Origin of the sequence: Terriglobus sp. TAA 43 (assembly GCF_000800015.1) — a bacterium.
GTDB lineage: Bacteria > Acidobacteriota > Terriglobia > Terriglobales > Acidobacteriaceae > Terriglobus.
In genome coordinates this window covers 3,086,867-3,106,826 of sequence record NZ_JUGR01000001.1, presented here as the reverse complement: position 1 = coordinate 3,106,826, position 19,960 = coordinate 3,086,867, and the positions used below count along the sequence as shown (strand labels likewise).

General features: G+C 56.5%; 11 protein-coding genes. 5 read left to right on the top strand and 6 right to left on the bottom strand.

Annotated elements, in window-relative coordinates; all coding sequences use genetic code 11:
• Positions 1–27: 27 nt before the first annotated feature.
• From M504_RS13230 to M504_RS13210, 5 genes are all read right to left on the bottom strand, one after another.
• Positions 28–693, bottom strand: coding sequence for a Bax inhibitor-1 family protein (locus M504_RS13230; RefSeq protein ID WP_047492132.1), 666 nt, complete (start codon positions 691–693; stop codon positions 28–30).
• 91 nt (positions 694–784) lie between these two features.
• Positions 785–3,202 (bottom strand): ATP-dependent helicase HrpB, encoded by a 2,418-nt coding sequence (gene hrpB / locus M504_RS13225; RefSeq protein WP_052200706.1) that lies wholly within the window; start codon positions 3,200–3,202, stop codon positions 785–787.
• 2 nt (positions 3,203–3,204) lie between these two features.
• A complete protein-coding gene (locus tag M504_RS13220; RefSeq protein ID WP_047492129.1) occupies positions 3,205–6,033 on the bottom strand; it encodes a ribonuclease R family protein in 2,829 nt (942 codons plus the stop codon).
• 103 nt (positions 6,034–6,136) lie between these two features.
• Complete coding sequence (locus M504_RS13215; protein ID WP_052200705.1) at positions 6,137–7,204, bottom strand: ComEC/Rec2 family competence protein; 1,068 nt, start codon at positions 7,202–7,204, stop codon at positions 6,137–6,139.
• 104 nt (positions 7,205–7,308) lie between these two features.
• Positions 7,309–10,989, bottom strand: coding sequence for a TonB-dependent receptor (locus tag M504_RS13210; protein ID WP_047492126.1), 3,681 nt, complete (start codon positions 10,987–10,989; stop codon positions 7,309–7,311).
• A 54-nt stretch (positions 10,990–11,043) separates the two neighbouring features.
• On the opposite strand from M504_RS13210, the gene M504_RS22090 reads away from it, so the two are divergent.
• From M504_RS22090 to M504_RS13190, 5 genes are all read left to right on the top strand, one after another.
• Positions 11,044–11,340: a hypothetical protein gene (locus tag M504_RS22090; RefSeq protein ID WP_156993744.1), complete on the top strand. Its 297-nt coding sequence runs from the start codon at positions 11,044–11,046 to the stop codon at positions 11,338–11,340.
• Complete coding sequence (locus M504_RS13205) at positions 11,316–12,665, top strand: DNA polymerase (RefSeq protein WP_047492124.1); 1,350 nt, start codon at positions 11,316–11,318, stop codon at positions 12,663–12,665. Before M504_RS22090 ends, M504_RS13205 begins: the two co-directional genes overlap by 25 nt.
• A gap of 30 nt (positions 12,666–12,695) precedes the next feature.
• The gene (locus M504_RS13200) at positions 12,696–13,760 is read left to right on the top strand and encodes a glycoside hydrolase family 43 protein (protein WP_047492121.1); all 1,065 of its coding nucleotides are present in this window, start codon (positions 12,696–12,698) and stop codon (positions 13,758–13,760) included.
• A gap of 148 nt (positions 13,761–13,908) precedes the next feature.
• Entirely contained in the window at positions 13,909–17,337 is a 3,429-nt protein-coding gene (locus M504_RS13195; protein WP_052200704.1) for a TonB-dependent receptor, read from the top strand.
• A gap of 176 nt (positions 17,338–17,513) precedes the next feature.
• On the top strand, positions 17,514–18,836 hold the full coding sequence (locus tag M504_RS13190; RefSeq protein ID WP_232296278.1) for an MATE family efflux transporter: 1,323 nt from the start codon (positions 17,514–17,516) through the stop codon (positions 18,834–18,836).
• 10 nt (positions 18,837–18,846) lie between these two features.
• Here the strand turns inward: M504_RS13190 and M504_RS13185 are convergent, their stop codons facing one another.
• On the bottom strand, positions 18,847–19,956 hold the full coding sequence (locus M504_RS13185; protein ID WP_047492114.1) for a phosphatidylinositol-specific phospholipase C1-like protein: 1,110 nt from the start codon (positions 19,954–19,956) through the stop codon (positions 18,847–18,849).
• Positions 19,957–19,960: the final 4 nt, after the last annotated feature.

Genomic DNA, 19,960 nt, shown 5'->3' with positions numbered 1-19,960 from the left:
CCGGTCTTTTGGCAATTATTACTTTCTCTAGTCGCGGCGACGTCCACCGCTACCGAAAAGCTGCAGCAGGATCAGGAAGATATTAATGGCATCCAGATAAATACCAACCGCGAGCTGTGTCGCGGTCAGCCCATCGCCACCCGCGCGGATACGTGCAAAGTCCGCCACCGTCAGTGCCGTGAAGATCGCCAACGCCATCCACGAGTAAGTCGTGGGCGACAGGAAGTGGAAGAACATGCTGGCCACTCCAACCAGTATCAACACCAGCAGTCCCGCACCGGCAATGCCGCTGAGCCTGCGGTAATCAATGCTGAACAGGTACGAAACACATGCGAGCGCTGTCATGCCCAGGCCCGTGGTCATGGCCGCCTGGAAGACAACGTATGGCCCGATCATACGCACATACATGTGGATGATGGGCGCAATCTCCCAGCCCATGAAGAACGCCAGACCAAGAAACAGCCCCAAAGCCAAACTGGGGCTCTGACGTTTCACGCCGTTGATGGCGAAGACAAGCGCAAGCACCGCGATGAAGCCAGGCAGCATGCTCCATGAGGGCGCAGTTGCCACACCGATGGCAGTAATGAAAAATCCAAGCGCAGTGATCCCCAACACCTTCGCCAACAGCGGTGCGGTGCCTTCGCGCGGAACGTCGATTACGGTGGGATATCCGTTGGTTCTATTCACGTACATCGTCAGAACTCTCTCCGGCACGGCGTCAGGTCACTCGCCGCACCACTCCATACAGATTAGACGCATCAGGCAAAGCGAAGCTTCGAAACTGTCAGGAGCGCCGACCAGGCTGATGTTTTGCCTCTTCGACGGCTTCCGCAGAAAGAGGATTTTCCGGCCATTTATGCCGCGGATAACGTCGCATAAGTTCGCGGCGCACTTCAGGATAGAGCCGCTGCCAGAACCCGCGAAGATCGGCCGTCGTCTGCACCGCGCGCTGATTAGGCCCCAGCAGATGCATTACCACCGGCGTCCGTTCCGGGCCAACGCGTGGACCATCATCCATGCCGAAGAAGTCCTGCATACGCGACTCAATCCATGGAGGTTTGCCCGTTTCGTAATGCACTTTCACCTGGCGCCCAGCCTTCAGCTTCAGCGTCGCAGGAGCCAGCTCACGGAGCCGTTGCGCCTCCAGCTTTGCTTCGATCATCGGCAACAGATTCTCCGCCGCGCGGCGTAGCTCTTCGAATGAAAACCGGCTCAGTCCAATACACAGTTCTTCCAGTTCCTGTTGGATATCCGACACAGGGAGTTCAGCAAACGAGGCACGAGCTTGAAGGTTCTCGATCGCCTCCGCATCCAGAAAACGCCCTGCACCTGCAGCCACAGCCTGCGCGGCCAGGAGCTTCGCCGCGCGTTCCGAATCAGGGCGCGCATCACGCCACTCCTGCAATAACAGACCGTCGTACCGCAACGAGGTTACGGCTTCCACACGCTCCGCATTGCGATTCCATGTGAGTGTCTCTTCCTCTTTCACGCGTTCCGGAAACAGATCAATCAACCAGTCTGGCTCGATGCGCGAAGCCATTCGTACCAATGGCAAAGGGCGGTCACTGCGGTCTTCTGCATCCATCACGACAGCAAACTCGTAAGGCAATGCGTCGCCTTGTACTTCCGCGGAGCCGCCACTGCCCAGCAACATCTCTTTGCCGTTGCGTTTCCTCGCTACTCGATCCGGAAATCCTTGCAGCACAGAAAGCAGTAGAGGCTCATCCGATGAACTGTGCCTCGCACCCGCGGCAACACCGGCGATGCGACGAAGCTGCTGTTCCGTCTGTTGCACCTTTGGATCGGGCTGCGCGACTTGCGCATCCATCGCGGCCAGCAAATCGTTGCGTTCAACATTTCCGCCAACGCTCAACAGCGCTGCTGCCGTTGCCGCCTCCGCTGCCGCACCGCGCCCCTGCGCCGCAACCATCATGCGTGCCAACCGTACAGGTAGCGGATAGCGCGCCAGTTGTCGCGCCATCTCATTTTGGGCACCAAGTTGATTCAACAACATCTCCGCCTGCGAGAGCGCTGCCGCCTCTGGCGGTGTGAGCCATGCGACTTCCTCCGCACGCAACGCTGGCTTCATGGCGCGCAATGAAAGCGCAAGCTCCGATAACTCGCTGCGCAAAATCTCAGGCACATCATGCTCTGCGCGTTGCGAAAAATCCATCTCCGAATACAGCCGCAGCACCTGCCCAGGCGCAGTTCTTCCTGCTCGCCCCGCACGCTGTTTCGCGCTTGCCTTACTGACACGCTTGATCTCCAGCGTCGGCAATCCCATCCATGGTGAATGCGATGCAATGCGCGCCAGACCACTATCAATCACTGCGGTAACGCCTTCCACTGTGACAGAACTCTCTGCAACATTTGTAGACAGAATCAGCTTCTGTTGCGTCGATGGTCCAACTGCACGATCCTGCTCCGCAGGTGAGAGATCGCCGTGCAAAGGCAACATCAATAAGCCATAGCTTTGCGCAACACCTTCGCACTCACGCATAGCCCGACGAATTTCCGCAGCGCCGGGCAGAAATACCAACGCATGACCACGGTGCCCTTCGTGCATCAGTCGTTGTACTGCCGTGCGCACCTGTATATGCAACGGCTCGGCAGCCTGCGGCATGTATGCAATCGTCAATGGAAACATGCGTCCCGGTGCGTCCATCACAGGACATCCACCAAAGAATTCCGCAACGGGCGCGGCATCCAGCGTCGCCGACATCACCACGATCTTCAGATCGGGCCGCGACGTCTGCTGCACCCGTCGCAGCAGCGCCAACGCAAGATCACCATCCAGATGTCGTTCGTGAAATTCATCCAGCACCACTGCACCGACGCCAGTCAATGCAGGATCAGCAATCAAGCGACGAAGAAAAATTCCCTCTGTGACAAACCGCAGTCGCGTCTTCGAGCTGACTTTTTCATCGAAGCGCACCTGATAACCAACCGTGCCTCCAACTTCCTCGCCCATCTCGTAAGCGACGCGGCGAGCCGCCATGCGCGCGGGTAATCGCCGCGGCTCAAGGACGATCACATCGCCCTGCACGATATCCAGCAACGCAGGTGGCACACGCGTTGTCTTACCTGCGCCCGGCTCTGCCTGCAGTACCAATGCACGCGACGAAAGTATGGCCGCGGCAATCTCCGGCAACAGGTCATCGACAGGCAGGTGCATTATGCGAGGAGGCAGTGCAGCGCACATTACTAATGACGCTTGCCCTTCTTCTTGCGGCTCGCTGCAATCAGATCCTTGTTCTTCCGTCGCCGCGGCTTCACGCCATCAATCGTTGCGAATTTCGCAAAAGGAGATTCATTCGACAACTGTGACTTAGAGGTAGCCCGCGCCTTGCCACCCTTCTTTGCGGGACGCAAGCCTTCAGTCTTTGCCGTGGTCTTCTTCTCCTCGCGCGGCGCTGTCTTGCGCGTGCGCTTGCTGACGAAGGGCTTTATGCCCTCCGACATACTCTCTTCTTCGGGAAGAATGGCGAACTGCAACCTGCGATTGCCTCGATCGATACGGTCAAGCAGGACGCGCACCTGCATCCCGGGACGAATCGTCTTGCCACTCTTAGACCCGCGTATTTCGCGGGCATTTTCGCGGTACGTGTAGTGATCGCCTGTAAGGGAGTGAATCAGCACAAGGCCCTCCACATACAAATCGTGCAACTCAACATACGCGCCGTACTTTGTTACGGAGAGCACCATCGCAGCGAAGTCTTCTCCGACGCGATCGCTCATGAACTCAATCTTCTTCCACTCGATCAGTTCACGTTCTGCATCGGCGGCGCGGCGTTCTGTCTCGCTGCACTCCTGCGCAATGGCTGCAACCTCCTCGCGCGGATACGGTTCCTCATAACCTTCTGCATGAATCAATTCATGGGAATGAGTCGCTGCGAATCGCTGTGCGGATGATGATGCTGTTTCCTCGGGGCCACCCAAGGGTGAAGCGCCTTCCGCAAGCAACGTCTTCACAACACGGTGCACGATCAGATCGGGATAACGACGAATGGGCGAAGTAAAGTGCGTATATGCGGGCGCGGCGAGGGCGAAGTGACCTTCATTCTTCTCGGAGTACTTGGCCTGCTTCAATGAACGCAGCATCAGGTAGCTGAGAATGCGTTCCTCTGGTCTGCCCTGTATTTTCGCTGCGAGTCGCTGATACATCTGCGGCTCCACTTCAATCTGTGAAGACACCTCATGCTGTTGCGGTCGGCGACCATCACGGCCTCGTTCATGCTGATGACGTTGATCACGGCGATCTGCCTTCATGGTCAACGTCTTCACTGGCAATGCTCCAACGCCAAGGGACACGCCGAATGCAGCAGCTGCGTCCTCAAACTCAACGATGCGCTTAGGGTCTGGCATCTCGTGAATGCGATACATCGCAGGCACTCCGCTGGCTTCCATCCATCGGGCCACGCATTCATTCGCGCACAACATGAACTCTTCGATAATGCGGTTGGACCACGCACGCTCTGCCTTGCGCACACCGCGCATAGTGCCGTTTTCGTCGAACTCAATCACCGGTTCGGGCAGATCAAAATCAATCGATCCGCGCTTTACCCGCTTGCCATTTAACTTCTGTGCAAGCTCCAGCATGAGCTCAAACTGTGGAACGAAATCGACATACTCAGCGCGCAGTTCCGCATCGCCGTCGAGTATCTTCTGCACTTTCGTATACGTCATGCGGCGAGCAGAACGGATAATCCCTTCGCATACCTCGTAGCCCAGCACATTGCCATCGCTATCAATCGTTGCGAGGCATGACAGGACCATGCGGTCTTCATCCGGTCGCAGCGAACACTCACCGTTCGACAACTCCTGCGGCAGCATAGGCACAGCACGATCCGGGAAGTACACGCTGTTGCCACGAAGGCGCGCTTCCAGATCCAGGTCCGTGCCATCCAGCACATACTCTGCAACATCCGCGATGTGAACCTGCAACTCCCAAGTGCCGTCGTCACGCTTGCGGACCAGAACGGCATCATCGAAGTCTTTCGCGGTCTCGCCATCAATCGTAACGATTGGTTCGTCACGAAAGTCCGTACGAGCATGGATTTCGTTGTCATCCAGCGAAGCAACATTGCGGTGCGCCGCGTCCTGCGCCTCTGCCAGCACATTTGCAGGAAACACATGCGGCAGATGATGTTTGCGGATCACGATCTCCACATCCACACCAAACGCATCCGGATTACCCAGCACTTCAATCACACGGCCGCGCGCAGGCGAATACTCCGTGGGATACTGCGTAATCTCCACATCGACAGCCAGCCCATGCAGATTCTGCAGCGTGCCGTCCCACACATGCTCCTGCGCACTCGCCTCCGCGCCAAGAGTGCGATGCGGCGTGATGGCCGCAGTCGGAAGATCGCGATCATTCTCAATCAAGACCGGCTGCGACATGCGCGCATCCAGCGGTGTGACGTAACTGCCGCGAAGTCGAATATCGTCGCTGCCGTAATCGACTGAGCGGCCACGCGCGCCCCCTGCGTGAAAGATGCCGACGACCGTGGGGTTACGGCGAGTGAGCACACGCACAATACGGCCGCTGCGACGGCCATCACGCGAAGGAGGCGCAGGCAACACCAGCACCTGGTCCCCCTGCATGGCTCCATTCAACTCGTGCGGCGGGATGAAGAGATCGCCATCAGACACAGTGCTGTCCGTCGGACGTACAAAGCCAAAGCCATCACGATGCAGTTGTAACTTGCCAGCGATCAGATCTTTTCGACTGCCCTCGCGATCACGCACGCGCTGTTTCAGGTCGTGTGCAAAGCCGCGGCGACCACCGAAACGATTGTCATTCTTTGCACGCTCGACATTTGTTTCCGGCAACGCCCAGTGCTCCTGGTCGATCTTCGCCAGTGCGCCGCGAGCCGTCATGCGCATCAGTTGCTCCAGCAGCATGCGACGTTCGCGACCACCGCCCATACCCAGTTCGCGAACCAGTTGTTTGTAACCCGCGCGACCGCCAGCGCGTTGAATGCGCCGCAGAATCTCGCGATCTGTGTGCTGATAAGGGTGACCCGGCATCTGCCTGAAGAATACGCTGACTGGCAATTGATTGCAGAAACCCACACACCTACGATCTGGTCGGGCTTAGGAAAGCCAACCACATCAACTTAAGACGACTGATCTATTTACGAGCAAACTGCTTACTGGCGCCCGTACGATCGTTTGTCACACGCATGTTTCCATCCGCACTGATGACGATGGTCACGTTTTTTCCATCTGTGCCGGACGTATTGGCAATGAATGCTTCTGGAACGTTATGCTCCGGGCCTTCCTGTGTCGTCTTTCCTGGATTGGGCGAACCCGCAGGTGGTGCAAGGTGAAGTTGATACAGCGCCTCAATACGCGGCGACTTGCGAATCGTATCGATAACCGAGGTGCTGGCCCCCTTATGGGCCCCGTTGTCCATAATGGCTACGCGCGGAGCAATCGAGTTGATAAATACCGGGCTGCTGCTCCAGTCCACGCCATGATGCGAAACGATCAGCAAATCTACCGGACCAAGCTTATTCACGGGACAGACCAATGAATATTCGCGATCTGAGGTCAGGTCACCCGCATCGACGATCTTCAGTCCTGCAAAACGAATCATGATGCCAAGCGATTGACCATTCTCCTGCGTATCCGTTGCAGGCTGTTTCACATTCACGCATAGCGGATTCGGAGCTTTGCGCGCACTGGACACTCCAGGATCATGATCCATCACAACACCGTTACTGCTGATCGCTACCGCGTCAAAGCCGGGAGCAGGTAGCTTGTCGCCCGCCTTTACGACGAAGTGCTTGTACTTCCCGGTGGCCAATACCTTCCGGTAATTCTCCAGAAAAGACGTGCTATTGGGATCGCTTGAAATACGCTCACCGTGATCCAGAAAGGCACCGATCGGAAAGCGCTCTGCGAGTTGAGGAACTCCACCAATGTGATCGTCGTGATAGTGCGTCAACAATACCGTATCGATGCGTGAAAGCCCCATCGACTTCGCCGCTGCAACAATACGATCCGCATCGCGCCCATTGTTCTTGTCCCAACCTGTATCCACAAGCAGAGACTGCCCCGTAGGCGCAACAAACAATGTTGCCTGCCCTCCCTCCACGTCCACAGCCGTGATGCGCAGCGAATTCTTCTGCGCGAAAGTTCCAGCAACGAGCGCAAGTGCAAAACAAGAGGCGGCGACAGAGCGAAAGATCTTCATGACGCAACAGCATACCGCGCCATACATGTGGAACGCATCGTGAAGCGATGAGTGCAATGCAAAAGGGCCGCTTTCGCGGCCCTTTTGGTTAGGTTCAGGTTCGATTAAAACGTTGCGGTCAGCTGGAACTCTGTCTGACGGGGCGCGCCCTGCGAGAACGTTCCCACACCGCGGTATGTACGCTGTGCCGACTGAGTTGCAAAGTTATTCGGACCCGTTACAAACCCAGCGCCAGCCGAAGTGCTGTTGGTCGTGCCCGCAGTGGTTGTGTTCTGCAGGGTTCCGGTATAGGAACTGAAGTTGCTGAAGTTTGCGATGTTGTAGAAGGCAATCTTCGGCGTAAGGCTCAGCCCCTCGTGCAACTTGTTAAACCGGAACGGGTAGGAGAAGTTCACGTCCAGCGAACGGAACATGGGGTTGTTGTTAGCAGTTCCCGTGGGAAGCTGAGAAACAGGCTGAATAACACCCTTCAGCGTTGTGAGCTGCGACAGTGTCATCAGGCCGGAGTTAATCACCTGCTGGCCGGCCGGAGTTACCTTTCCTGCGTAGCTACCGTTGTAATTGGTGATGAAGCTGCCAAGCGTGTTCGCCTTGACGCGATGCATGTAATCACCCTGCACCGTGCCAGGAGCAAGATCGCCCGTCGTTCCGTCGCCTGTCAGATCGGTCGTGAAGATATTTCCTGCGGCGAGGCTCGAATCCAGAATCAGATTCGACGGAATGGCCGAGAAGAAGTGACCGATAAGACCGATTTCCGGGCCATACTTCGGCTTGATGTTGCCACCGAAGGAAAGCTGGTGCTTACGGTCAAGTGTGTTACGGCCGATGTACTGATTCGGGTTGTCGTAATCCCAGGCGCCGGTTCCAAAGAACTCGTCGTTTGAGGTCATGTTCGACACAACACGGGACAGGTTATAGGAAACCTGGATGTTGCTGCGGTCGATACCCTTCATCGGGTGCGAAGCAGCCTGGCGATAGACAACCTGCAGAGCATCGTAGCCCGAACGTCCTGCGGGGCGGATAACCGTGCCACGGCCTAGATCAGGATTTACACCCGGGAACGCTGCGGGTGTCGAGCGTCCCTGAACCTTGTAGTTGTTGTAGCTCGTGTATGCATCACCATCGAGTCCCTGGCTGGCGAAGGAGTTGATTGCAAACGAGGGATTGTTGTTGATGAGGCACTGCACGACTGCAACGGATGTGGCAGCAGTCGCCGTACCGCAGGCGCCCTTCGTGGTGGACAAAGCAGAGAGGCGGTTGATCGCGGCAAGTGCATTTGCCTGGCTGAAGGTACGCGCCGCACCTGTGTGATTCAGGTCGATGGACTGACCGATGCGCCACGTCATGTTGTGGACATAGTCAGCGCTTAGAACCGCGCCCTTGAACAGTTCACGCTGTAGACCGAAGTTCCACTGCTCTGAAACCGGCTGCTTGTACGTCGGCGCATACAGGCCCGAAGCATTCAGCGTGTTGCCAAGGTATCCACTGTTCACGACATTCGGGTTAGCCTTCGCCACAGCCTGGTAGCTCTTCTGCAGAGCAGCGAACTGCGGAGCGGACTGAGCAATCGTGCGCTGGAGGCAGAGCGTCTGCAGAGGCGTTCCGTCAGGCGACGTGGTCACGACGCTGCTGTCCGGGAAGAGAACCGACGTCGACGCACAGGCAGATGCAGGGTTGTACGACTGAACCGTCTTCAAGAGACCGGCTGCCGCGTTGCCGCTGCTGTTGAACACAACGCTCTCGTAGTAAAGACCAAAACCTGCACGCAGTACCGTCTTGTGGTTGCCGGGAGCGTATACCAATCCGACCTGAGGTCCGAAGTTGTTATACGGCTGGCGCACATGACCTGCGGTGTAGCTCGGATCGAAGAGGCTGAGCAACGGGGTCGTGGATGCCTTGCCTGAGCAGACGTAGCTGGCAGTAGCCGTCATATCGCCGCAAGTGGGCAAAGCGAAGCTGTTGTTCTGACGGTTGGTGTCCACGCTGTAACGCAGAGCAGCCGTCACCGTGAAGCTGGGCGTAACCTTCCAGGCATCCGCAACATAGAACCCGTAGCGCCATGCAGGTGCACCGCCACCAGGCAGACCAAATCCCGCAACGTTGTTGCCATAACCGTTGCCCGTGGCAATCGTCGCAGAGCTGGTGTTGTAACCGTTCAGCGGATCACCCGGGCAAGCGGGCGCTCCCACTACGCCGCTGCAACCAAGGCCAAGTGGGTTGGTGGCATTCACCGTTCCAGAAAGCAGGTTGCTCGCGGTCGGGTTCAAACGGGGAGCCAAACCATAGAAGGCAGCATAGCCGCCACCCTGCAAACGGTTCAAAGAACCACCAAAGCGGATGTTGTGGGTGCCGCGCGTGTAGCTACCGTCATAACGAAGCTGCTTATCGGACTGGAAGGTCGCCTGGGGAGCGTTCGAGTTCGGTCCGAAATATAGCTGGTTCGTGTAGTTGTAAGCCACCGCACCATTGGCGGTTATGAGCGGATTGTAGCCAGAGGAGGCGCTACCGTCTGTGATGAGGTTGTGGAACTTCTCGTACGAGCCACGGAACGAATGCGTGAAGCGACCCTTGGAGAAGTCAGCACCGAAGGCCATGCCGTACGTATTGTCGCGATTCGGATACGCAGCAAAGCGGGTCGTTCCGCCTGCAGTGGTCGTCGAATCTACGTTGTAGTTGCCACGAGCGAAGTAGTGACCGCCGAACGGGCCAGAGTAATCCAGACGGACGGTGGAGTAGGTCTGGCGATACGGTGTACCCACAGTGGGGTGCTGTGCCGCAAGGGTCGAGGACTGCCCAACCGGGTTAGCACCAGCAGTATTGAAGACAGTTCCCAGGTTGGACGGGGATGCGCTGTTCTGCTGGATGCGCTCTGCATTGCCGAAACCGAAGAGCTTGTCCTTGATGATCGGGAAGCCAATGCTACCGCCATACTGGTTGCGCTGGAAGTACGGCGCGATGTGGTTTCCATTAGCGTCTGCCGTGGAGTTCGGGTTCGCGTCCAGAGCGCGCTGATCCTGGAAGATGTAGAACGCTTCACCGTGGATTGAGTTCGTACCCGAGCGGGTCGAGACGTTCACAGCACCCTGCGAGGTAACTTCACCGGCAGCGTCCTGGGTGGAACGATTCAACTGGAATTCGTTGATGGCGCCCTGGGACACGTTGAAGATCGTGGTTCCCACGGTTTCATCCGTGATGTCCGCGCCGTCGAGAAGGATACGGGTGGTACGGCCCGAAGTGCCGTTGACGGCAATGCCCGTGTAACCCGACTTGGTGGGATCGAAGGTGTTGCCGTTCTGAAGCTGCACACCCGGTTCAATCTGAGCCAGATCCAGGAAGTTACGGCCGTTCACAGGAAGGTTTGCAATCTGCTCGCGGGTGATAACGTCCGCCACGCCAGCCTGGTCGGTGTTGACCTGAACTTCGCCAGCGGTAACTTCAACGGTTTCAGAGTTCTGACCAACCTGGAGCTTGAAGCTGCCAGGAGTAGCGGTACCTGTAAGAATGCGGGTCTTGACTTCGAGCTGTTGGAAACCAGAAGCCACCACCGTGACGGTATAGTCACCTGGATTCAGAGGTCCGATGCTGTAGAAGCCGGCCTTATCGGTCGTCAGCGTTCTGGTCGTACCTTGCTCGAGGTTCTTAATTGTGATGTTGGCGTCGGAAACTGCGGCGCCGGATGCGTCTGTGATGGTTCCCTGGATTGCACCGCCGTTTACCGAAACGGCCTGACCGTGAGCAGCAACGCTGACTAATGCCAGCGGTGCAATAAGCAAAAGATTCTTCATTCTTGTACTGCCTCCTAAACGCGCGGAGCCGATGAAGGGAAAAATCTCCGCGCGATGTACAGCAAAAAGGGAATCTCGCCGGAAGGCACAGACGAACGGCCTGCAGCGAGATCTATTTATTCTTTGTTTGCGTTAGATTGCCCTACATTTTCCGCCGTGTCAACGCCAAGAAACGCCGCTTTTTCACTTTTGTTACTTTTCCTTCACCGTGCAGCAATATTCGATCCGGAAATCCGTTGGAGCATTGGTGTGAATGCCGCAGCAGACGAGGAAGCAAAGCCGTCTTTATGGCGAACGTACGGCGAATACAGCGGTAAACTGGGTCTATGGATGTGGCTGATCCATTTTTGAATCCGCAATTAAGCGATCTCCCGGATCGCTTTGGATTTCTGCATGTCGATCTGAACAGCTTTTTCGCGTCAGTGGAACAGGAGCTGCATCCCGAATATCGCGACCGTCCGATTGCCGTCGTGCCCACCTTTGCAGACACCACGGTCGCAATTGCCGCGAGCTATGAAGCGAAGGGTCTTGGAATCAAAACCGGCACTCGCGTCGCGGATATGAAACGCATCTGCCCGGACATCATCTTGGTGGAAGGCGACCATTCCAATTACGCGGCCTTCTCCCACAGGATTCACGACGCCGTGGAGAGGATCTGTCCCGTGGCGCATGTGCCTTCCATTGATGAAGTGGCCTGCCAGCTGATCGGTCGCGAACAGGAACCACCGCGCGCCCGCCAGATCGCCCTCGATATCAAGCAAGCCATCCGAGACGATGTCGGCAAAACGCTTCGCTGTTCCATCGGCATGGCCCCCAACCGTTATCTCGCAAAGATCGCCAGCGATATGCAAAAGCCCGACGGCCTCATCGGTCTGTTGCCATCGCAACTTCCTCGCGCTCTCGTCCACCTGGACGTCCGCGATCTTCCTGGCGTGGGTGCGCGCACAGAACAGATGCTTCATCGCAAAGGCATCACCACCATGGCGCAGTTGCTGGATCTGAATCGCGAGGAGATGCACAAGCTGTGGAACTCCGTGTGGGGAGACCGTCTCTATCACTGGCTGCGCGGCCACAATACCGGCGACGATGGCGCTCCCCTGCCCCGCGAGATGCAGAAGTCGCTGGGCCATTCGCATGTGCTTGGTCCGGAACATCGCAATCCTCAGGGAGCATGGGCCATCGCACATAAACTGTTGCATAAGGCCGCAATGCGTCTGCGAATGGAAAAGATGTGTACTGCTTCGCTCGCGCTGACGATCCGCTACCAACTCAACCGTGAGCAAGCGGGACAGAAACAAAAAGTAAAACATCATCAGAGCGGGATCAAGCACGATGGATGGGGCATGGAAGCGCGCTTCCCTACCTGCCAGGACACGCTCACATTGTTAGAGATGTTGCAGAAACTATGGCAGCAACAGCCCACCGGGCCGGAGTATCAACGCCCCTTCTTCATTGGCGTAACGCTTAATCGTCTGATTCATGAGGACGAGCAACAGCCCACGCTCTTCGCTGATCCGGACAACCGGAATGAACTGAGCCGCACACTGGACAAGCTGAATCAGAAATACGGTCACACCACACTGCACTTCGCAGGTATGTTGCCAGCACGCGAAAGCGCGCCGACGCGCATCGCCTTCACGCAAATTCCTGTTCAATACGGCAAGGATTACATCTAGGTAGCGATTGCAGTAGCCTCATGCTCAGACATGAAGCGCCTCCTCACACTGCTCTCTGCCGTTCTTGTTGCCATGCCCTGCTTCGCACAGGCCACAGCGAATCTTTCGTCGCAGGGCTACTATGCCGATCCGGAGATTCGTATCTTCGATCACCAGTATTGGATTTACCCCACTTCATCCAACGTCGGCGACCAGAGCGACGAGAGTCACTTCAATACGCGGCAGAGTGAACTACGCAAGCAGCACGTCGTTCACAAGGCTTATCTTTCGCAGACATCTTTGGATGCGTTTTCGTCGCCAGACCTGGTGCATTGGACCAAGCATCCGCATGTTCTTAGCGTGACAAACGTAGCGTGGGCGGCGTACGCGGTGTGGGCACCCTCTGCCGTCTATCGCAACGGCAAGTACTATCTCTTCTTCGCAGCCAACGACATTCAGAAGGCCGACACATTCCCCGGAGGCATTGGGGTTGCGGTAAGCAACAAGCCCGGTGGCCCATTCAAAGATATGCTCGGCAAGCCGCTCATTGGCGCATTCCAAAACGGCGCACAACCTATCGACCCGATGGCGTTTCAGGATGACGATGGCTCCGTGTATCTCTACTACGGCGGCCAAGGCCACTGCAATGTAGCTAAACTGTCCGGCGATCTGACGCACGTCATTCCCATGTCCGACGGCACGCTCTACAAAGAGATCACGCCCGCCCATTACACAGAAGGCCCGTTCATGATGAAACGCAACGGTACGTATTACTTCATGTGGTCTGAGGGCGACTGGGGCAACAGCACATACGGTGTTGCCTACGCGAAGAGCACAAATCCCACCGGCCCCTTTACGCCGGCTGGGAAAATCCTTTCCACCGATCCTGCGATTGCAAACGGCCCCGGACATCATTCCGTTGTTCGCATTCCCAACACGGACGATTGGTACATCGTCTATCATCGCCATCCGCTTGCAACTGCTGATCGCAATCAACGCGTGATGGCAATCGATCCCTTGCGCTTCGACAAGAACGGAAACATTGAATCCGTAATCATGACCAAGGATGGCCCTGGTCCAGTTTCCATCGCACGTAGGGCTGCCAACATACCTTAATCCCCACTTAATAGATGTCACGATTTTGTATCTCCCGAGGGATGGAAGACGCAGGACCATTTTCCCAATAAAGACACTTGATCTTTTCTGAAACGCACTCCTATGATGCCCGGCACGCGCGCGCTCCCTACGCGCTGTGAGGCCAAATATGAACGTTGTACGCAAAAACCCTGTGGGCAAGGGGTTCATGAAGACGAGTCGTGGCAGGAATTGGACCCTGTCCATCGTGCGCATTGTTCTTCTTGCACTATGCGCTGCTGCAATGTCGATACCGGGATGGGCACAGGACACCACTGCCACCATCCTTGGCAATGTAACGGACCCAAGTGGCGCATCGGTTCCCAAGGCACAAGTCACCGTCACCAACACACAGACCAACGTCTCCGTCGTTACAGAAACTACGGAATCCGGCGCATACACCGTTCCGAATCTGAACCCTGGAACTTACTCCATCACCATTAAGATGCAGGGGTTCCAAACGGCAAGTCTCCCCAATCTTGCCGTCTCTGCAGGTGACCGCCGCCGTGCAGATGCTGGACTGGCAATTGGCGCCGCCAGTGAAACCGTCGAGATCACCACGACCGCTCCCGTACTCCAGACAGACAGTTCCACCATTGGTTCCAATGTGTCGCAGCGCGCCGTGCAGGATCTTCCGCTGAATGGCCGCAATTACATCAACCTGGTACAGATCACACCCGGTGCAACAGAAGCCGCGCCGAACAGTATCAACAGCGGCACACGTCCCGATGACCGCCGCCCCAGCTCTTCCATCTCCATGAACGGTCAATCGGAAACGTTGAACGATCAGATGGTGGACGGCCTGGATAACAACGAACGCCTGATTGCCACCATCGGAGTTCGTCCCAGCATTGACTCCATTCAGGAAGTTCGCGTTGTCACCAATACATTCTCTGCAGACATTGGGCGTTCCGCTGGCGCCGTCGTCAACGTGATCACGAAGAGCGGCACGAATAACTTTCACGGCACGCTCTACGAGTTCCTTCGCAACGATAAGCTGAATGCCTATCCTTACCAGTTCGGCGCAGCGAAGCCCGTCAATCCGGAACTACGACAGAATCAGTTTGGCGGTAGCCTCGGCGGGCCCATCTTCAAGAACAAAGCCTTCTTCCATGGCGATGCGGAGTTCTTCCGTCTAATCAAGGGCGGCCTCCCCTCGCAACTCATCGTGCCCACGCTGTATCAGCAGCAACATCCCGGCGATTTTTCAGACGCAATTCCGGCGAGTGGTTGCGCTACAGTTGCCGCCAGCGTGGCCGATCCCACGCAAAGCCAGACCACAGGCTGCGTTTATGATCCTGACCCAACGCACGTCACAGGACCGTCCATCTATCTACGCACACCTGTAGCAGGTAACAAAATTCCCGTTGGTTTTATTGATCCTGCCGGACTCGCTTACTTCAAGCTGTACCCCGCACCCAACAGCGGTAGCAACGGCTACGTAGGTGTCCGCAATCAGGAGCAATACTCAACCGTGTACGACGTTCGCGTCGATTATCACTTCAACGATCGGAACCTGCTCTTCGCGAAGTACATCATCAATGACGTCTACACCGTATCGCCGGGCGCACTCCCCATTTCCAACGCAAACGGCTTTGCCGTGGATCCGCAGACCGGCAACGGCTTCGGCACATCACCGCAACTCGCACGAAATGCGGCGCTGATCTACACACACACCTTCACCCCCAACCTGCTGACGACGCTTGGCGCTGCGTGGACCTACATCAACAATGCATCGTATCCGCTGAACTATGGCGTGAATCCCAATGCAAAATTTGGACAGGCAAACGTGAACGTCAGCCAACTGACATCAAGTCTTGCAGTGGCCACGCCTACAGGCCTGACCGGCCTTGGTGGTGGCGGTAACTTTGTTCCACTGCAGGACAAGGACAACACCTACCAGATCAATGGGCAGGTGATCTGGAACCGTGGCAATCACTCCCTCCGGATGGGGGCTGCGCTCATTCGCCGCAGGGCAGCGAATATTCAGGACAATCAGGGTGAAGGCGGATGGACCTTCCGTACTGGCGCCCCCGGCCTATTGGAAGGCATCTTCTCCGCGGCGACGCGCAACAATAACCTGTATCCGCCGCACTACGAGACGTGGGAACCCAGCGTGTACTTTCAGGACGACTGGCATGTAGCTAGTAACCTCACGCTGAACCTGGGGTTGCGCTATGACGTGTTCACTCCCTTTACTGAGGAGCACAACCACATCTCCAACTTTGACCCGAATTGCATCTGCATTATTCAAGCGGGTGTAAACGGCATCAGCAGAACGGCGGGTGTCCGCACCGATTTAACCAACGCGGCGCCACGCATTGGCTTTGCCTATAACCCAAGGCCGAGCACAGTAATCCGCGGAGGCTTCGGTTTGGCCTTCTTCGCCAGCAACTATGAATCGCCCACCAACCTGAAGAACACGCCCAATATCTCTATCTATGGCAACTGTTCTTCCTTCCAGGCAGCGGCCGGTACCAGTGGTTGCAGCCCGGCATTTGCGCGCTTTGCGCAAGGCATGCCACTACCGAACCAGAACCCAAGCACAACGCCCAGCACTATGGTCGGCTCGATTCCAGCGGTTGTGGACAGGGGTATGGGATCCGGCTATCTGGAGCAATTCAACCTTGTCGTACAGCAGGACTTCAAAGGCAACGTTCTTACAGTCGGATACGTCGCGGCATTGGGCCGTCATTTATCCACTGGCTTCGATATCAACCGTGCTCCACCGAACACATCTGGTAGCCAAACCCTGCGTCGCTGGTACTCCACGATGCCCGGCATCACGACCGTCTCTCAAACGCTCAGCTCAGGAGCGTCGAGCTATCACTCATTGCAAGCCACCTTTGAACGCCGGTTTAGCCATGGCCTGGGTTTCAGTGCAAGCAGCACATGGGCTCACCTACTGGACAACGCACCAAACGTGAATGGACAGAGTGGCAACGGTGTTGGTCAGGTACTGACAAGCCAAAACTCCGATGATTACGGTAACGGCGACCTGGATACACGCGCCCGCATTGTGGTCACCGGCAACTATGAGCTTCCCTTCGGCAAAGGCACCAGTGGCTTCCGCAACATCGTGGAAGGTGGCTGGCACCTGAACGTACTCAACCTGTGGTCGACGGGGCTCCCCTTCACGATCCTCAACGCTTCTAACATCAGCAACACCAGTCCCGGTGGTTCTGCCGATCGCCCGAATGTTCTCAGCAATCCGTTCAAGAACATTCAACGTCCCGCGGGTGGAAACTTCGTCAATCCGCAGTTCTTCTCTGCTACTGCATTTGCCGCGCAAGCATCTGGGGCAATTGGCAACGAACACCGCAACCAATATCACGGACCGCACTATCGCCACTGGGACATGTCTCTGTTCAAGGACTTCCCCGTATGGCGTGAGACAAAACTGCAGTTCCGTGCGGAAGCGTTCAACATCGCGAATCAAACCAACTTCTCCAACCCCACTTCGTCGCTGGGCACCACAGCTACGTTCGGACAACTCACATCCACATTGCCTACCTATCTACCTCGCACGATTCAGTTCGCACTCAAGTACGAGTTCTAGACACCCTGCAACACATCAACCAACGGGCTTCGAGAGACATCTCGGAGCCCGTTTTCCTTTGCGAAATGAGCACGCACTTCATCTCTCAGCAAGGCCCTGCCAGGGAATCCGCAACATCAAGTCGATACAATGACCGAATGCCCGACCAGACACAATGGCGCGCTGAGTTTAGGTCCATGTTGAAGCTTGCATGGCCAGTGGTTCTTGCGGAACTAGGCTGGATGCTGCAAGGCATTGTTGACGTGATGATGGTGGGCCGCCTTGGCCCTGTCGCCATCGGTTCCGTTGCACTGGGCAACGTGCTGTTCTATGCACCTTCACTCTTTGGCCTTGGCCTGATGATGGGATTAGACACTGTCGTATCGCATGCTTATGGACGCGGCGATTACGATGCCTGCCACCGTTGGCTCGCTCAAGCCGTTTATATCGCGCTGGCCGCCACACCGCTGCTGATGCTCGTTGCATTCTGTGTCGGTCTTGGCCTGCCGCACTTTGGTGTTGCACCAGAACTCATCGCTCCCACACTCACGTATCTGCATGTGTTGCTGCTCAGTACGCTGCCGTTGTTGCTCTACGCAGCGGCGCGGCGTTACCTGCAGGCAGTAGGCGAAGTGCGTGTGATTACGTTGACCTTTCTTGCTGCGAACCTGCTGAACTGGGCGGGCAACGAGGTCCTTATCTATGGACGCTTCGGCATACCAGCCATGGGTGTTGCGGGATCAGCACTGTCCACTGTGTTTTCGCGCGTCGTCATGGCAGGGTCGCTCTTCGTATTCGCCTGGCGGTATGAACGCAAGCGAGGCCACCCCTTGTTCGAACATTGGGCAAGACCGGTGATGCGCGAGATACGCGAACTCTTACGTCTTGGCCTGCCCGCCGCAGGGCAGTTCGTATTGGAGGTAGGCGCCTTCGGCGCAACTGCAGTGCTTGCAGGAACACTCTCACCTGTTGCGTTGGCTGCGCATGAGATTGCACTGAACTACGCAGCGCTGGCATTCATGGTGCCGCTCGGCATCAGCTCTGCAGCATCCATCGCCGTAGGTCATGCCGTGGGAGCGAAGGATTGGCCAAAGGCACGTCGTTCCGGCATGTTTTCACTGCTTCTCGGCATCTGTTTCATGTCGCTCGTGTCGTTAACATTCCTAAGCATTCCTCGCGCACTGGTGTCCATGTATACGCACGATGTGGCTGTCACCAGCACGGCTCTACCACTGTTTATTGCAGCAGCAGCATTCGCGATCTTCGATGGCATACAGATTGTCTCCACCGGAGCACTGCGCGGCCTGGGCGATACCAAAACAGCGCTGTGGTCGCATCTGTGCAGCTATTACATTGTGGGTCTACCGTTGGGCGCACTGCTCTGCTTCCGCTTCCATCTTGGCGTGCTGGGTCTGTGGATCGGATTGACCTGCGCACCGATTACAGCATCTATCGTTCTTCTATCTGCATGGCTGCGACGAGCAGCAAAAACGCCCGCCGAAGCGGGCGCACTGCAGTAAACTTTCCTAACTATTTTTCCAGGTCGCCCTTCGGACAATTCGCAGGCGCGTTGATGGGATTGCAACGCGCCACAACATTGTTGGGGAATGCAACTACGAAGTTCCCCGGCCACTTCGCGGGTTCCGATGCGAAGTAATCCGTGCTGATAATCTGCGCTCCGCTTCGAAAATCCTTATCGCGCACCGACGTGTCGTTCGTACGCGCCTGCTCCGTGTCAGCGTCGGAACGGGTACGTACAAGAACTCCCTGTTTTGCCAGTTCATTCATGTGTTCTTCCGTGCCCGAATTCTCTTCCGTGAATGCAGCCTCCGGAGTGCCGGGTACGGCATTCGGAAAGATCACACGGCCCTTTAAAGCAGGATGCCCCTCGACGTAGACCGGCGTTAAAGCACGATTGTCCAGCAGGAAAACAATCTTGCCGCGCGCCTGCTTCAGCGTTGGCCAGCCATCAGCAGCAATGGCTTCAGGCATGGTGGCATACTTGCCGCGCACCTGGTCAGGTGTGATGAGCTTGTTTGCCGGCACGATGGACCGCAACTCCGCATCCAGTTCATCGAAGACCGCAGGCGTAAACGGCTCAGGCGTAACCGCGCCCGGCAGGTCAGCATGCGGCTTTCCATACTTACCTTCCAGCAAGATGAAGATGGGAATGTGGTTGGGATGCGCATTGGACCACGTCAGCACAGTGTTGATGCACTCGCGCAGCGTGATGCAGCTACTGTGCTGATCAATGTCCTGCACGTGCATGACTTTGAAGCCGGGCTTATCCATCTGCCCGTCAGTGTTGTAAGGCTCAGGCGGGAAGCCCATACCTTCAATCACCTTCGCAGCGGCAGGATGCGAATACAACCCGCCCTTGCTGTCTGCATAAATGTCGATCTCAAGCTGACGCACACCGGCATCGAGCTGTGTGGGGATTGGCTTGTGTTCGTAGTCAAGTCCACGCAGCGACTTGGGATTCTTCGCAGCCAGCAGTGCCTTCACACCGGGTGTCAGCCCCACGTGGTAGCTGTTGTGGCTGCCGATAATCTGAATCTGGTTGATACGCACAGCATCCTTCTGTGCAATGGCGGTGCCGCAGAACAGCAACGCGAACGAAACAACAAGAGAACGAAACATGATC

Excerpts from the sequence above, each read along its gene's own strand:
- M504_RS13230 (WP_047492132.1), bottom strand. The coding sequence starts at position 693 with ATGTACGTGAATAGAACCAACGGATATCCCACCGTAATCGACGTTCCG.
- hrpB (WP_052200706.1), bottom strand. The coding sequence starts at position 3,202 with ATGTGCGCTGCACTGCCTCCTCGCATAATGCACCTGCCTGTCGATGAC.
- M504_RS13220 (WP_047492129.1), bottom strand. The coding sequence starts at position 6,033 with ATGCCGGGTCACCCTTATCAGCACACAGATCGCGAGATTCTGCGGCGC.
- M504_RS13215 (WP_052200705.1), bottom strand. The coding sequence starts at position 7,204 with ATGAAGATCTTTCGCTCTGTCGCCGCCTCTTGTTTTGCACTTGCGCTC.
- M504_RS13210 (WP_047492126.1), bottom strand. The coding sequence starts at position 10,989 with ATGAAGAATCTTTTGCTTATTGCACCGCTGGCATTAGTCAGCGTTGCT.
- M504_RS22090 (WP_156993744.1), top strand. The coding sequence starts at position 11,044 with ATGTACAGCAAAAAGGGAATCTCGCCGGAAGGCACAGACGAACGGCCT.
- M504_RS13205 (WP_047492124.1), top strand. The coding sequence starts at position 11,316 with ATGGATGTGGCTGATCCATTTTTGAATCCGCAATTAAGCGATCTCCCG.
- M504_RS13200 (WP_047492121.1), top strand. The coding sequence starts at position 12,696 with ATGAAGCGCCTCCTCACACTGCTCTCTGCCGTTCTTGTTGCCATGCCC.
- M504_RS13195 (WP_052200704.1), top strand. The coding sequence starts at position 13,909 with ATGAACGTTGTACGCAAAAACCCTGTGGGCAAGGGGTTCATGAAGACG.
- M504_RS13190 (WP_232296278.1), top strand. The coding sequence starts at position 17,514 with ATGTTGAAGCTTGCATGGCCAGTGGTTCTTGCGGAACTAGGCTGGATG.
- M504_RS13185 (WP_047492114.1), bottom strand. The coding sequence starts at position 19,956 with ATGTTTCGTTCTCTTGTTGTTTCGTTCGCGTTGCTGTTCTGCGGCACC.